Raw genomic sequence first — 14,125 nt, 5'->3', positions numbered from 1 at the left:
GGCTCACCGTCCCGGCGGACGGGCGGCTCGGGTGGACGTCGGGCCGGCCGCCTAGACTCGCAAGGGTGCTGAATCGGATCGACCTGCGCGACGGTCTCGGTGACCCGCGCCGCCTGCTGCCCCGTGCCCAGCTCGACGTGTCCGTCGCCGTCGAGCGCATCCGGCCGCTGGTGGAGGCGGTCCGTGCGCATGGGTACCCGGCGATCCGGGAGGCCAGCGAGCGATTTGACGGCATCTCGCCGGAGGTGCTGCGGGTGCCGGTCGAGGCGATCACCGAGGCGGAGGGGGTGCTCGACCCGGCGGTGCGTGAAGCGCTGCTGGAGTCCATCGCCCGGGCCCGTCGGGTGCACGCCGACCAGCGGCGCACCGACCACACCACCCAGGTGGTGCCCGGCGGCACAGTCACCGAGCGGTGGCTGCCGGTCGACCGGGTCGGCCTCTACGTGCCGGGTGGCCTGGCGATGTACCCGTCGACAGTGGTGATGAACGTGGTGCCCGCCCAGGCTGCCGGGGTGCGCTCGCTGGTGGTGGTCAGCCCGCCGCAGAAGGACAACGGCGGCCTGCCCGACCCCCGGGTGCTCGCCGCGTGCGCACTGCTCGGCGTCGACGAGGTGTACGCCGTGGGCGGGGCCCAGGCGGTGGCGATGCTGGCGTACGGCGCTGCTGTGGACCCAGCAGGTGACCTGCGGTGCGACCCCGTCGACCTGATCACCGGCCCGGGCAACATCTGGGTGACCGCCGCCAAGCGGCTGCTGCGCGGCGTGGTCGGCATCGACGCCGAGGCCGGGCCGACCGAGATCGCCATCCTGGCCGACGACACGGCCGACCCGGCGCACGTGGCCGCCGACCTGATCAGTCAGGCCGAGCACGACCCGCTCGCCGCGAGCGTGCTCGTCACCCCGTCGGTGGCGTTGGTCGAGGCGGTCGAGGCGGAGTTGGCCCGGCAGGTGCCGGCGACCAAGCACACCGAGCGGGTCACCACCGCGCTGACCGGTGAGCAGAGTGGCGTGGTCCTGGTCGACGACCTTGAGGCGGGGCTGCGGGTGGTCGACGCGTACGCGGCCGAGCACCTGGAGATCCAGACTGTCGACGCCCGGGAGTGGGCGCTGCGGGTCCGCAACGCCGGGGCGATCTTCGTGGGCGCCTGGTCGCCGGTGTCGCTCGGCGACTACTGCGCCGGGTCCAACCACGTGCTGCCCACCGGCGGCTGCGCCCGGCACTCGTCCGGCCTGTCCGTGCAGTCTTTCCTGCGCGGCGTGCACCTCATCGAATACACCGAGGCCGCGCTGCGCGACGTGGCCCCGCACGTGGTCACCCTGGCCAACGTGGAGGACCTGCCCGCGCACGGCCAGGCGGTCCAGGCCCGTTTCCCGGGAGGGGCGGCGTGAGCGGCTGGGACGACCTGCCGGTCCGCGATGATCTGCGCGGGCTGTCGCCGTACGGGGCGCCGCAGCTCGACGTGCCGGTGCGGCTCAACACCAACGAGAATTCCCACCCGGTGCCGGAGCCGGTGGTCGAGGCGATCAGCAAGGCGCTCGCAGCCGAGCTGCGCGAACTGAACCGCTACCCGGACCGGGACGCGGTGGCGCTCCGCGCCGACCTGGCCGACTATCTCGGGCACGGGCTCACCGTCGAGCAGGTGTGGGCGGCCAACGGCTCCAACGAGATCCAGCAGCAGCTGCTCCAGGCGTTCGGCGGGCCGGGGCGCAGCGCGCTCGGCTTCGTTCCGGCGTACTCGATGCACCCGCTGCTGGCCCTCGGCACCAGCACCCGGTGGGTGCCCGCCGAGCGCGGCGTCGACTTCGGTCTGACCGCCGAGGAGGCGGTCGCCCAGGTCCGCGAGCACCAGCCGGACGTGGTCTTCCTCTGCTCGCCGAACAACCCCACCGGCACGGCACTGGATCCGGCGGTGATCGCCGCGGTGCTCGACGTCGCGCCCGGCATGGTGGTCGTCGACGAGGCGTACGCGGAGTTCGCCCGACCGGGGACGATCAGCGCCCTCGCGGTGCTGCCCGGCCACCCGCGGTTGGTGGTCACCCGGACGATGAGCAAGGCGTTCGGCTTCGCCGGCGGCCGGCTGGGTTACCTGGCCGCCGGCCCGGCGGTGGTCAGGGCGGTGCAGCTCGTCCGTTTGCCGTACCATCTCTCCGCGCTCACTCAGGCCGCCGCGCGCGCGGCGGTGGCCCACCGCGATGCCCTTCTCGGTACGGTGAGCGCGATCATGGCGCAGCGGGACCGGATCGTGGCGACGCTGCGCGAGCGGGGGTTGCGGGTCGCCGACAGTGACGCCAACTTCGTGCTCTTCGAGGTGGGCGGCGACCAGACCATCGTCTGGAACGCCCTGCTGGCGCAGGGGGTGCTGGTCCGTGACGTCGGCCTGCCCGGCTGGCTGCGGGTGACCGCCGGCACCGCCGCCGAGACCGACGCCTTCCTTTCTGCAATGGAGACTTCGCAATGAGTCGGATCGCCCGGGTGGAGCGGATCACCAAGGAGACCAAGGTCCTTGTCGAGATCGATCTCGACGGCACCGGCGCCGCCGAGATCAGCACCGGCGTCGGCTTCTACGACCACATGCTGCACCAGATCGCCAGGCACGGCGGCTTCGACCTGACCGTGCGCACGGTGGGTGACCTGGAGATCGACGCGCACCACACGATCGAGGACACCGCGCTCGCCCTGGGTGCGGCGTTCGACCAGGCGCTCGGCGACAAGGCCGGCATCCGGCGGTACGGCTCGGCGACGGTTCCCATGGACGAGGTGCTGGTCCGGGCCGCTGTGGACCTTTCCGGTCGGCCGTACGTGGTGCACGACGAGCCGGTGCTGGCCCCCTACATCGGGCCGGTGTACGCGACAAGCATGACCCGGCACATCTGGGAGTCCTTCGGCCAGGCGGCCCGGGTCACGCTGCACGTCGATGTGCTGCGGGCGGCCCGGCCGGGCGGTCACCCGGACGCGCACCACGTGGTGGAGGCGCAGTTCAAGGCGGTCTCCCGCGCGTTGCGCGAGGCCACCTCGATCGACCCGCGTTCCGCCGGGTCGATTCCGAGCACGAAGGGCGCGCTCTGATGAGCGCGAGGAGTGCAGCGCGGCGGAGCCCCGCAGTCGCGAATGGAAGGGTGCTCTGATGGGTGCCGCGTTGCCGACGTTGCTGCTGATCCTGGCCGGGGTGCTGGTGGGTGGCACCTGGTCGCTCTACCGGCAGGGCGCGCCGAAGGCCGCCGTGCTGATCACCGCGGCGCTCGCGGTTCTCGCCACTGTCGCCGGGGTTCTGCGGCTGCTGCCGGAGAACGGGTGATCGGGGTGACGACATGAGTGATGTGGTGGTGCTCGACTACGGCTCGGGCAACCTGCGCTCGGCGGAGCGGGCGTTGGCCGCCGCCGGGGCGGATGTCCGGGTGACCGACGACCTGGCCGCCGCGGCCGCCGCCGATGGTCTGGTGGTGCCGGGTGTGGGCGCGTACGCGGCGTGCATGGCGGGGATCGAGGCGCTGGGCGCCGGCCCGGTGATCGCCGAACGGGTGGCTGCCGGCCGGCCGGTGCTCGGCATCTGTGTGGGCATGCAGGTGCTCTTCGAGCACGGCGACGAGCACGGCGTGGTGACCAAGGGGCTGGGGCTGCTGCCCGGCGGGGTGACCCGGCTGGCCGCCACCCGGTTGCCGCACATGGGCTGGAACACGGTCCGGGCTCCCCGGGAGTCGGTGCTGTTCGCCGGGTTGACCGAGCAGAGCCGGTTCTACTTCGTCCACTCGTACGCGATGGGCGACCCGGCGGCGCTGGCGGCCGCCGGTGCCACGGTGACCACCGCCCACCACGACACGGATTTCGTCGCGGCGGTGGAGCGTGGCCCGTTGTCGGCGGCCCAGTTCCATCCGGAGAAGTCCGCCGACACCGGTGCCGCGTTGCTGCGCAACTGGCTCGCCACGTTGTCCAACGGTGACTGAGGGTCGTCGCGCGGTGCCCGGCCAGCGGGTGTCGCGGTGAGCCGGGAGCGCGCCCGCCGACGGGCGGAGCGGGAAGCGGAGCAGGCCCGGGAGCGGGCGGTCCGGCAGCGCCAGGTCGCTCGCCTGCAGCGCCGTCGCGCGGTGGTCCGGGGCTTGACGCCGCGGCTGCGGCGGGGTCGTTCCGGGCGGCTGGCCCGGCACACTCGGGGTGAGCGGGCCGCGATCGTGCTGCTCACCGGCGCGGCGTTGATCCTGATCTGGACGTTCGTCGACAACCTGGCGTTGCGTATCGCGCTGATGGTGCTCTTGCTGCTCGTACTGCCGGCGATCGTCGTGATCGCCCTGGACCGTCGTACCTGATCGAGGAGAAGACCTTGAGCCTCACCCTGTTACCCGCCGTGGATGTCGCCGACGGCCGGGCCGTCCGGCTCGTGCAGGGCGCTGTCGGAAGCGAGAGCATCTACGGCGAGCCGCTGGACGCGGCGCTGGCCTGGCAGCAGGACGGCGCGGAGTGGATCCACCTGGTCGACCTGGACGCGGCGTTCGGTCGGGGCACCAACGCGCACCTGCTCGCGGAGGTGGTGCGCCAGTTGGACGTGAAGGTGGAGCTCTCCGGGGGCATCCGTGATGACGAGTCGCTGCGCGCGGCGCTGGGCACCGGGGCGGCCCGGGTGAACATCGGGACCGCCGCCCTGGAGGACCCGGTCTGGTGTGACCGGGTGGTCGCGGAGTACGGCGACCGGGTGGCCATCGGGCTGGACGTGCGGGGTCACACCCTGTCGGCGCGGGGTTGGACCCGGGACGGCGGTGACCTGTACGAGGTGCTGGAGCGGCTGGACAAGGCCGGCGCGAGCCGGTACGTGGTCACCGACATCACCAAGGACGGCACGATGCGCGGGCCGAACCTGGATCTGCTGCGCGAGGTGTGTGCCCGTACCGACCGGCCGGTGATCGCCTCCGGCGGGGTGTCCACCCTGGACGACCTGCGGGCGTTGGCGACCCTGGAGTCGGCCGGCGTGGAGGGTGTGATCGCCGGGAAGGCGCTGTACGCGGGTGCCTTCACGGTGGCCGAGGCGCTGCGGACACTGGCCGAGGCGTGACGACGACCCGGCTCGGGTCGGGTGGGCCGTGGGAGCAGCTCTACGGGTACTCCCGGGTGGTCCGGGCTGGTGAGCGGGCCTGGACGGCGGGTTGCACGGCGACGGTGGACGGCCGGGTGGTGCACGTCGGTGACGCCGCCGCGCAGACCGCGCAGGCGCTGCGGATCGGGCTGGCAGCGCTCGCCGAGGTGGGTGCGGAGCCGGGCGATGTGGTCCGGACCAGGATGTACGTGACGGACCGGCGGTACGCCGACGAGGTGGGCCGGGCGCACAACGCGGTCTTCGGCGCGGTTCGGCCGGCGGCGACCATGGTGGTGGTGGCTGGTCTGCTGGATCCGGAGCATCTGGTCGAGGTGGAGTTGGAGGCGTACCTCGGCGATCGCTGAGGGCGCGTCCGGGCGGCCTGCTGGTCGTCCCGCGGCCCGATAAGTTGTGCACAATCTAATTGTGGGCTACGGTTCAGCGGTGACCGATGACCTGGTGCTGCGCCGGCAGGTGTGCTTCGCGCTCTACGCCGCGTCGCGCGCACTCACCGACGTCTACCGGCCGATCCTCGACGAGGTCGGGTTGACCTACCCGCAGTACCTGGTGCTGCTGGTGCTCTGGGAGCGTCCCGACGACGCCCCCACGGTGTCCGAGTTGGGCGCCGAGCTGCGACTGGACTCCGGCACGCTCTCCCCGCTGCTCAAGCGGCTGGAGGGGGCGGGCCTGGTGGTGCGGCGGCGGTCGGCCCTCGACGAGCGGCGGGTCGAGGTCGGCCTCACCGAGCAGGGTCGGGCGCTGCGGGAGCAGCTCTGCGACGTCCCGCTGCGGATCGCGCAGGCCACCGGGCTGGGCCTCGGCGAGCTTGTCGCGCTGCGCGACACCCTCACCCGGGTCACCGACACCATCCACCGACAGAAGGAGCAGTGACCACCATGCAGGTTCTCTACACCGCATCCGCGACCGCCAGCGGCGATGGCCGGGACGGCCATGTCGAGACCTCCGACGGCACGTTCACGCTCGACCTGGCCGTGCCGAAGGAGATGGGCGGCGCGGGCGGCGCGGCCAACCCCGAGCAGCTCTTCGCCGCCGGCTACGCGGCCTGCTTCCACGGCGCGCTGCGGCTGGTGGCCCGCCGGGCCAAGGCCGACGTGACCGGCTCCGTGGTCGGTGCCGAGGTGGGCATCGGCCCGAACGGCAGCGGCGGCTTCGGGCTCACCGTGCAGCTCGTCGTCGACCTGCCCGCCGTGCCCCGCGAGGCCGCCGAGCAGCTGGTCGAGCAGGCCCACCAGGTCTGCCCGTACTCGAACGCCACCCGCGGCAACATCGACGTCACGCTGACCGTCCGCGAGACCCTGCCCGCGTGACATCGCGGCCCCAGGCCCCACCCGCGGACGAGAGGACGACCACCCCGTGACCAGCAACCGCGAGATCCACCTGGCCAGCCGCCCCCAGGGCTGGCCCACCGAAGACACCTTCCGGCTCGTCAAGACCGAGGTCCCGACGCCCGGACCGGGCCAGATCGTGGTCCGCAACCAGTTCATGTCCGTCGACCCGTACATGCGCGGACGGATGAACGACGTCAAGTCGTACGTCGCGCCGTTCGCGCTCGACGCGCCGCTCGACGGCGGCGCGATCGGCGAGGTGGTGGCCAGCGAGGCGGCGAACATCGCCGTCGGGGCCACCGTCCTGCACGGGCTGGGTTGGCGGGAGTACGCGCTGCTCGACGCCGCCGCGGCCCGCCCGGTGGACCCGAGCATCGCCCCGGTCAGCGCGTACCTGAGCGTGCTCGGCATGCCCGGGCTGACCGCGTACGCCGGGCTGCTGGAGGTGGCCGCGATGAAGCCCGGCGAGACGGTCTTCGTCTCCGCCGCGGCCGGCGCGGTGGGCAGCCTGGTCGGTCAGATCGCCAAGCTCAAGGGCGCCGGCCGGGTGATCGGCAGCGCCGGTTCGCCGGCCAAGGTCGAGCGGCTGCGGGCGCTGGGCTTCGACGCCGCCTTCGACTACCACGACGGGGTCCGCGAGTCGCTGCGGACGGCCGCCCCGGACGGCGTCGACGTCTACTTCGACAACGTCGGTGGCGACCACCTGGAGGCGGCGATCTCGGCCATGAACCTGCACGGCCGGGCCGCCATCTGCGGAATGATCGGGCAGTACAACGCCACCGAACCGCCGGCCGCTCCGCGCAACCTGGCGCTGGTCATCGGCAAGCGGCTCACCCTGCGCGGCTTCCTGGTCAACGACCACAACAACGTGCGGACGGCGTTCGTCCGCGACGTCGCGGGCTGGCTGCGCGACGGCACGCTGTCCTACGACGAGACGATCGTGGACGGCATCGAGAACGCCCCGGCCGCGTTCCTCGGCCTGCTGCGCGGCGACAACCTCGGCAAGATGCTCGTCAAGGTGTGACGCAGACCTCGTGTACGGCGGTCGACCCGATCGGGTCGACCGCCGTCGCGGGTGCGGAGGATAGGCTCGCGGCATGACGGTGGCGGTACGGGTGATCCCCTGTCTGGACGTGGACGCCGGGCGGGTGGTCAAGGGGGTCAACTTCCTCGACCTGCGGGACGCCGGTGACCCGGTGGAGCTGGCCGCCGCGTACGACCGGGCCGGCGCGGACGAGTTGACCTTCCTCGACGTCACGGCGTCCTCCAGCGACCGGGGCACCATGCTCGACGTGGTGCGCCGCACCGCCGAGTCGGTGTTCATCCCGCTGACCGTCGGCGGCGGGGTCCGGCAGGTCGCCGACGTGGACACGCTGCTGCGTGCCGGGGCGGACAAGGTCGGCGTGAACACCGCCGCCATCGCCCGCCCGGAGCTGATCGCCGAGATCGCCGACCGGTTCGGCCGGCAGGTGCTCGTGCTCTCCCTCGACGTGCGTCGGTCGTCGAACGGCGGCACGCCCAGTGGCTTCGAGGTCACCACGCACGGCGGTCGGCGCGGCACCGGCATCGACGCCGTGTGGTGGGCACACCGGGGCGCAGAGTTGGGCGCGGGGGAGATCCTGCTCAACTCGATGGACGCCGACGGCACCAAGGCGGGCTTCGACCTGGAGCTGATCGCCGCGGTGCGAGCTGTCGTGGACGTGCCGGTGGTGGCCAGTGGGGGTGCCGGCGAGGTGGCCCACTTTCCGCCCGCGATCGGCGCCGGCGCGGACGCGGTCCTCGCCGCCAGCGTCTTCCACTTCGGCGAGCTGACTGTCGCCGAGGTCAAGGACGCGCTGCGCCTCGGCGGCCATCCGGTGCGCTGAGCCGGTCAGCGCTCGCCGGAGTGCCCCTCCGGTGACCGGCGCGGGGTGGGGATCGAACGGACCGCGTACTCCTGGACGGCAGCCGCGTGGTCGGCCTCGTCCAGGATCCAGTCGGCGCTGCCGGGCGCGTGCCGGCGGGTCAACACACCCTGCACGGTGTCCACCATGGTCGCCACACCCGCGCGCGGGCGGGTACGCCACAGCTGCTCACCCTCGGCGGTGATCCGGAACCAGCCGTCGGCGACGCTGACCAGCCCGGCGCCGACCAACCGCTGGACCGCGGCCTCCACCTCGTGGCGCTGCGGGATCGCGTGGTTGAGGTGGTCGGCGGTGGAGAGAACGTCGGTCAGGCGGACGCCCTCCGGCCGCCGACTTGTCGCCGATCGACGGTGCCGTCCGGCCCCGCTCGCGATGACGAGCGACACGAAGATCCAGGCGTCGTTCCAGCGCCAACCGTTCTCCCCCATGCAGAGATGATGACGGCGCGCGTCGCGGAAGGGAACACCCACCCTCCAACCGGTACGCAGCACCACCACCACGTACCGGTTCGCGGACGGTCGGTGAGGGTTCAGCCGGTGGGGGTGGCCGGCGCGGCGCTGGCCGGCGGTGGTGTGGTGCTGTCGGGTGCGGGGCCCTCCGGCACGGCGAACAGCGGGATGAAGAACTGGGCCAACGGACCGATGGCCAGCGCGTACGCGACGGTGCCCACGCCGACCGTGCCGCCGAGCAGCCAGCCCAGCGCCAGCACGGTGACCTCGATGACGGTGCGCACCAGCCGGATCGACCGGCCGGGCCGGCGGGCCACGTACCCGGTCATCAGGCCGTCGCGGGGGCCGGGCCCCAGCCGGGCGCCGAGGTAGAGAGCGGTGGCGGCGCCGTTGGCGACGATCCCGGTGATCAGCAGCGCGATCCGGACGCCGAGCGGGCCACCCGTGGGCAGCAGGGCCAGTGTGGCGTCCACGACCAGGCCGATCACCACGACGTTGCTGACAGTGCCGATGCCGGGGCGCTGTCGCAGTGGGATCCAGAGCAGCAGGACCAGCGCGCCGACGCCGATGGTGACCGTGCCGAAGGTGAGCCCGGTCAGCTCGGAGAGCCCCTGGTGGAACACGTCCCACGGATCGAGGCCCAGGTGGGAGCGGATCATCAGGGCCATGCTGACGCCGTAGAGCGCGAGCCCGAGGTAGAGCTGGACCAGCCGTCGGACCGGCCGGTGTCGCAGATTGCCAAGCAGTGCCATGCATGCCACCCTAGGTGCCAATCCTCGTTGAGGAAGAAGCCAATATCCGGGGAGTGGCTATGAACGGGCAGGTGCGCGGCGTCCAATTGGCCCGTCTGCTCGGGCAGTGGCACGCGTTGCCGGGCCGACGACGCAGCCCTGACTACGCCGCTCTGGCCGGCTCGGTGCGCGGTCTGCTCGCCGACGGCCGGTTGCCGCTGGGCGTCCGCCTTCCGGCCGAACGGGAGCTGGCCGAGGCGCTGCGGATCAGCCGGACCACTGTCACCGCCGCCTACCGGCAGCTACGCGAGACCGGGCACCTGGCCAGCCGTCGGGGCGCCGGCAGCTGGACGATGCTGCCCGGCAACCACCGGGTGGCCAGCACCGGCCTGTGGACCCCACTGGACGACCGGGAGATGCTCGACCTCGGTGTCGCGGCGCTGGCCGCCCCGCCGCAACTGCTGTCGGCGGCCCGGGCCGCCACCGAGGACCTGCCCCGCTACCTGGGCGGGGCCGGTTACCACCCGACCGGCATCATCGAGCTGCGCGAGGCGGTGGCCGACGCGTACACCGCGCGGGGTCTGCCCACCTCGGCCGACCAGATCATGGTCACCAGCGGCACCCAGCACGCGCTGGATCTGGTGCTGCGGCTCGCCCTGGCCCCGGGCGGCACCGTGCTCGTCGAGTCCCCGACCTACCCCAACGCCCTCGCCGCGCTCGCCGGCCGCCGGGCCCGGATCACCACCCACGGCCTGGCCGCCGACGCCGGCTGGGAACCCGACCTGCTGCTGGGCAGTCTCCGGCAGACCCGACCCAAGCTGGCCTACCTGATTCCGGAGTTCCAGAACCCGACAGGGCACCTGATGCCCGCCTCGCTGCGCGAGCGCGTGGTGGCCGCCGCGCACGCGGTCTGCACCGATCTGATCATCGACGAGTCCTTCGTGGACCTGTCGATGGACGGCACCGAGGTGCCACCCCCGGTCGCCACCTACGACCGGCACAGCCGGGTGGTCAGCATCGGGGGGATGAGCAAGCCCTACTGGGGTGGCCTGCGGATCGGCTGGGTGCGGGCGTCCGCGCCGCAGGTGCAGCGGCTGGCCGCCGTGCGGGTCGGGGTCGACATGGCGAGCCCGGTGCTGGACCAACTGGTCGCGGTGCACCTGCTCGCCGACGCCGAGGACATCGTCGCCGACCGCCGCGTCCAGTTGGCCGTCCAGCGGGACGCCCTGCTCGGCGCGCTGGCGCACCGACTGCCGGAGTGGCGGGTCACCGTGCCACGGGGCGGCGTGACGCTCTGGGCCGAGTTGGACGGCCCGGTCTCCAGCGCGCTGGCCCGGGCCGCGGAGGAGGTCGGCGTACGACTGGCGCCCGGCCCCCGGTTCGGCCTGGACGGCACCATGGAGCGTTTCCTGCGGCTGCCGTTCACCCTGCCCGCGGCGGACCTCGTGGAGGCCGTCGGGCGGATCGCGGCGATCCGCTACGACCTGGACCGGGCCGGCCGGCAGCGGTGGAGTGAGCCGGCCGTCATCGCCTGAGCGCCCCGCTGCCACGAGTGCCGGTGGTCCCGCACCCGAGCGGGTACGGGACCACCGGCGACGCGTCAGAGCTCGGCGAGGGTGCCGGCGTACATCTTGTCGATCTCGGCGGCGAAGTTGCTCTCCACACCACGCCGCTTGATCTTCAACGACGGGGTGATCTCGCCGTCCTCGATCGTCAGGTCGCGCGGCAGGATGGCCACCTTCTTGATCGTCTCCCAGCGGTTGAGCTTGGAGTTGAGCTGGGCGACGTACTCCTCGACCATCGTCTGGGCCTCGGCCGAGGCGACGATCTCGGTGTAGCTGCGCCCTTCGAGCGGGCCGCCGGCGACCCAGCCCCGGATCGCGTCCGGGTCGAGGGTGACAAGCATCGTGCAGAAGTTGCGGGCCTGACCGACGACGACCGCCTGCGAGGTGTACGGGCAGATGGCCTTGAACATGCCCTCGATGTGCGACGGCGCGATGTACTTGCCGCCCGAGGTCTTGACCAGGTCCTTCTTGCGGTCGGTGATGCGCAGGTAGCCCTGCTCGTCGAGGGTGCCGATGTCACCGGTACGGAAGAAACCGTCCTCGGTGAACGAGGCGGCGGTCTCCTCCGGCAGGTTGTGGTAGCCGCGCATCACCGGCCGACCACGTACCAGGATCTCCCCGTCGGTGTCGATCTTGCACTCCAGGTCGCCCATCGCCCGGCCCACGGTGCCGATCCGCAGCCCGGCCGGCGGGTTGACGAAGTTGCCGGCACTGGTCTCGGTCAGGCCGTAGCCCTCGGAGATCGGCAGGTTCGCGGCGGCGAAGAAGGTGGCGATCTCCGGGCTGAGCGGTGCGGCGCCGGACACCAGCACCCGCATCCGGCCGCCCAGTCGGGCCTGGAGCTTGCTGAACACCAGCTTCTCGGCCAGCCCGTAGCGCAGCTTCAGCCCGGCCGGCACCGGCTTGCCGGCCTGCTCCAGGGTGACCTTCTCCTTGCCGACGCCGACGGCCCAGCCGAATATCTTCGCCTTCGCGCCACCGGCGCTCTGCGCGGTGGTCACAGCCTTGTTGTAGACCTTCTCGAACACCCGGGGAGCGCCACACATCAGCGTCGGACGGATGACCGAGAGGAGGTCGACGAGCTTGTCCACCCGACCGTCGACGTAGGTGGGCAGGCCGACGTGGATGGCGCCGCAGAGCAGGGTCTTGCCGAACGAGTGAGCCAGCGGCAGCCACAGGTACTGCAGGTCGTCGTCGCGCAGCAGCCCGACCTCCGCCTGCGCCACGGCCTCCCAGCACCAGCCGCCGTGCAGCAGCTCGACGCCCTTGGGCTGGCCGGTGGTGCCGGAGGTGTAGATCAGGGTGGCCAGGTGGTCCGGGCCGATGCCGGCCACCAGCATGTCGATCAGATCCGGCTCGGCGGCCAACGCCTGGGTGCCGCGTTCCTCCAGCTCGGCGAGCGTCAACTGGGTAACCGCGGCGTTCGGGTCGACGGCGCCGTCAAGGAGCACCACATGGGTGAGCGCGGGCAGGGTCGCCCCGGCGATCTTCGCTGCCTGGGCCGGATTCTCCGCGAACAGCACTGTCGACCCGGAGTCGGCGATGATGTACGTCGCGTCCGCCGGCTCGGTGGTCGGGTAGACGGTGGTGGTCGCGCCGCCGGCGCACATGATGCCGAGGTCGGCGATCACCCACTCCAGCCGGGTGTTGGCCAGGATCGCGACCGGGTCCTCCTGGCCGACGCCCAGGCCGTGCAGGCCGGCGGCGACCGCCTTGGCGCGCTGGCCGACCTGCGACCAGGTCAGCCAGACGGGCCCCGAGTTGTCGGGGTTCGGGGACGCGAACGCGTTCCGGTCGGGGGTGGCCGCCACGCGCTTGAGGAACATGTCCGGGATGGAGCGGTACGGTACATCGAGAGCCATCGCTGTAGCCGCCTTCGGGGGTGGTGGCGTGACGGTCGTCACGTCATGATGGTTACCGAAGGGTATTGCCTGTCGCCGTGCATCGGCTAGCCCTGGTGATCGTCCGGCCGTCCCGTCCCACCAACCGGTACGGCTGATCAGGCGTACCGGGCGGCCACCACTGACCAGTCGTAGGTGGCCCGGACCCAGTTGCGTCGAGCGGTCAACGCGTTGCGGATCCCGTCGTCGCCGACGGCCAGGAGCGCCTCCTCCGCGTCCAGGTACGTCGCCAAGCCCTGGTTGAACCGGTGGGCCGCACTGCGGAGCGCTGTCATCTCGTCCGCGTCGCTGTCCTGGGCGATCACCGTGACCAGGTTGTGCGCGTCCGGGTCGGCCTGGCTCTCCTTGCCGTAGGAGAAGAGGTCGTTGCACCAGCAGACGAGGTCCACCGCCAGCAGGTCCAGGGCGACCAGCCCCGGGTCGGCGCGCTGGGTCGGCCCGGAGGGCCGCGTCGACGCCAGGTCGGTCAGGGTGAGGCAGGGGTGCACGCCGCCGATGTGCCGGCGCAGCTGGACGTACTCCGCCACCTCGGGTACGCGCCGACGTTCCCGGTTGCCCGCCTCCCAGAGCAGCGCCAACAGGTACTCCCGCATCTGGCTGACGAACCGCAGCAGCAGTGCCGCGTGGTCGTGCAGCCGGGTCCGGCGGCAGAGGTCGTGCAGCGCGTCACCCAGTGGCCCGACGGCGGGCGGTACGACGTCCGGGTCGCCGCAGCGGTCCAGCACGTCGAGCAGGGTGCTGATCGCCGGGCCCAGTCGGACCGGGTCCGCGCCGAGGCCGTCCTCGTCGCACGCGTCGTCCATCACGAAGAGCCAGCTGATCAGGTCGGTGAGCAGCCGCAGCCCCTCCAGCGAACCGTCCGGACAGGCACGGCCGGCCAGTCCGGCGGCATCGGCCCGTTCCAGGCGGTGCACGCGATGGCTGGAATCGACCAGCCCGAACGCGCGCGCCCACTCGACGCTCTCGCTCGCCACCTGCTCCGTGGCACCATGGCGCCCCGTGGGAAACGGGGGTTCCCGCAGCGCCGAAATCGCGAAGTCCCGCACAATGCGCCCCCACTTCGTGCCGCCCGGCGCGGAGCGGCGCGGTGAAGCGTACGGGAGGAGGTATCAGCGTGTTTCGCTGGGTGTGGGAAATTCCACAGTCGTTTGGTGACCGTTTACGTAC

Annotated in this window: 17 protein-coding genes; 13 read left to right on the top strand and 4 right to left on the bottom strand. The window is 72.3% G+C overall.

What is annotated here, in order from left to right; genetic code table 11:
- The first annotated feature begins 65 nt into the window (after positions 1 to 65).
- The 12 genes from hisD to hisF all read left to right on the top strand — a co-directional run bounded on the left by hisD (position 66) and on the right by hisF (position 8,273).
- Entirely contained in the window at positions 66 to 1,388 is a 1,323-nt protein-coding gene (hisD, locus tag ACQP0U_RS23615; RefSeq protein WP_433310858.1) for a histidinol dehydrogenase, read from the top strand.
- Positions 1,385 to 2,458 carry a histidinol-phosphate transaminase gene (locus ACQP0U_RS23610; RefSeq protein WP_433310855.1) on the top strand — a complete coding sequence of 358 codons (1,074 nt, stop codon included), beginning with the start codon at positions 1,385 to 1,387 and terminating at the stop codon, positions 2,456 to 2,458. The genes hisD and ACQP0U_RS23610 overlap by 4 nt, the downstream gene beginning before the upstream one ends.
- Positions 2,455 to 3,066, top strand: coding sequence for an imidazoleglycerol-phosphate dehydratase HisB (gene hisB, locus ACQP0U_RS23605; RefSeq protein WP_433310852.1), 612 nt, complete (start codon positions 2,455 to 2,457; stop codon positions 3,064 to 3,066). The genes ACQP0U_RS23610 and hisB overlap by 4 nt, the downstream gene beginning before the upstream one ends.
- Positions 3,067 to 3,124: 58 nt before the next feature.
- The gene (locus ACQP0U_RS23600; protein ID WP_167362522.1) at positions 3,125 to 3,295 is read left to right on the top strand and encodes a hypothetical protein; all 171 of its coding nucleotides are present in this window, start codon (positions 3,125 to 3,127) and stop codon (positions 3,293 to 3,295) included.
- A 13-nt stretch (positions 3,296 to 3,308) separates the two neighbouring features.
- Complete coding sequence (gene hisH / locus ACQP0U_RS23595) at positions 3,309 to 3,941, top strand: imidazole glycerol phosphate synthase subunit HisH (protein ID WP_433310849.1); 633 nt, start codon at positions 3,309 to 3,311, stop codon at positions 3,939 to 3,941.
- A gap of 36 nt (positions 3,942 to 3,977) precedes the next feature.
- Positions 3,978 to 4,301: a hypothetical protein gene (locus ACQP0U_RS23590; protein ID WP_433310847.1), complete on the top strand. Its 324-nt coding sequence runs from the start codon at positions 3,978 to 3,980 to the stop codon at positions 4,299 to 4,301.
- A 14-nt stretch (positions 4,302 to 4,315) separates the two neighbouring features.
- Positions 4,316 to 5,041 carry a bifunctional 1-(5-phosphoribosyl)-5-((5-phosphoribosylamino)methylideneamino)imidazole-4-carboxamide isomerase/phosphoribosylanthranilate isomerase PriA gene (gene priA / locus ACQP0U_RS23585; RefSeq protein ID WP_238661682.1) on the top strand — a complete coding sequence of 242 codons (726 nt, stop codon included), beginning with the start codon at positions 4,316 to 4,318 and terminating at the stop codon, positions 5,039 to 5,041.
- Positions 5,038 to 5,427: a RidA family protein gene (locus tag ACQP0U_RS23580; RefSeq protein ID WP_433310843.1), complete on the top strand. Its 390-nt coding sequence runs from the start codon at positions 5,038 to 5,040 to the stop codon at positions 5,425 to 5,427. The genes priA and ACQP0U_RS23580 overlap by 4 nt, the downstream gene beginning before the upstream one ends.
- Positions 5,428 to 5,506: 79 nt before the next feature.
- On the top strand, positions 5,507 to 5,953 hold the full coding sequence (locus ACQP0U_RS23575; RefSeq protein WP_433310840.1) for a MarR family winged helix-turn-helix transcriptional regulator: 447 nt from the start codon (positions 5,507 to 5,509) through the stop codon (positions 5,951 to 5,953).
- A 5-nt stretch (positions 5,954 to 5,958) separates the two neighbouring features.
- Positions 5,959 to 6,390 (top strand): organic hydroperoxide resistance protein, encoded by a 432-nt coding sequence (locus ACQP0U_RS23570; protein ID WP_433321067.1) that lies wholly within the window; start codon positions 5,959 to 5,961, stop codon positions 6,388 to 6,390.
- A gap of 46 nt (positions 6,391 to 6,436) precedes the next feature.
- The gene (locus tag ACQP0U_RS23565; protein WP_433310837.1) at positions 6,437 to 7,432 is read left to right on the top strand and encodes an NADP-dependent oxidoreductase; all 996 of its coding nucleotides are present in this window, start codon (positions 6,437 to 6,439) and stop codon (positions 7,430 to 7,432) included.
- Positions 7,433 to 7,505: 73 nt separating this feature from the next.
- Positions 7,506 to 8,273 carry an imidazole glycerol phosphate synthase subunit HisF gene (gene hisF, locus ACQP0U_RS23560; protein ID WP_433310834.1) on the top strand — a complete coding sequence of 256 codons (768 nt, stop codon included), beginning with the start codon at positions 7,506 to 7,508 and terminating at the stop codon, positions 8,271 to 8,273.
- 5 nt (positions 8,274 to 8,278) lie between these two features.
- Here the strand turns inward: hisF and ACQP0U_RS23555 are convergent, their stop codons facing one another.
- The gene (locus tag ACQP0U_RS23555; protein WP_091407765.1) at positions 8,279 to 8,740 is read right to left on the bottom strand and encodes a hypothetical protein; all 462 of its coding nucleotides are present in this window, start codon (positions 8,738 to 8,740) and stop codon (positions 8,279 to 8,281) included.
- Positions 8,741 to 8,841: 101 nt separating this feature from the next.
- A complete protein-coding gene (locus ACQP0U_RS23550) occupies positions 8,842 to 9,513 on the bottom strand; it encodes a YczE/YyaS/YitT family protein (protein ID WP_433310829.1) in 672 nt (223 codons plus the stop codon).
- Between the two features lie 59 nt (positions 9,514 to 9,572).
- Here ACQP0U_RS23550 and ACQP0U_RS23545 point away from each other — a divergent pair, with 59 nt between their 5' ends.
- Positions 9,573 to 11,027: a PLP-dependent aminotransferase family protein gene (locus tag ACQP0U_RS23545; protein WP_433310827.1), complete on the top strand. Its 1,455-nt coding sequence runs from the start codon at positions 9,573 to 9,575 to the stop codon at positions 11,025 to 11,027.
- A 65-nt stretch (positions 11,028 to 11,092) separates the two neighbouring features.
- Here ACQP0U_RS23545 and ACQP0U_RS23540 read toward each other — a convergent pair whose 3' ends face one another.
- Both ACQP0U_RS23540 and ACQP0U_RS23535 read right to left on the bottom strand, forming a co-directional pair.
- Positions 11,093 to 12,919, bottom strand: a complete 1,827-nt coding sequence (locus ACQP0U_RS23540; RefSeq protein ID WP_433310824.1) for an AMP-dependent synthetase/ligase — start codon at positions 12,917 to 12,919, stop codon at positions 11,093 to 11,095.
- Between the two features lie 137 nt (positions 12,920 to 13,056).
- Positions 13,057 to 13,932: a terpene synthase family protein gene (locus tag ACQP0U_RS23535; RefSeq protein ID WP_433310821.1), complete on the bottom strand. Its 876-nt coding sequence runs from the start codon at positions 13,930 to 13,932 to the stop codon at positions 13,057 to 13,059.
- Positions 13,933 to 14,125 lie beyond the last annotated feature (193 nt).

This window comes from Micromonospora sp. CA-269861 (assembly GCF_050948505.1).
Classification (GTDB): domain Bacteria; phylum Actinomycetota; class Actinomycetes; order Mycobacteriales; family Micromonosporaceae; genus Micromonospora.
This window is presented reverse-complemented; position numbering and strand designations above follow the sequence as displayed.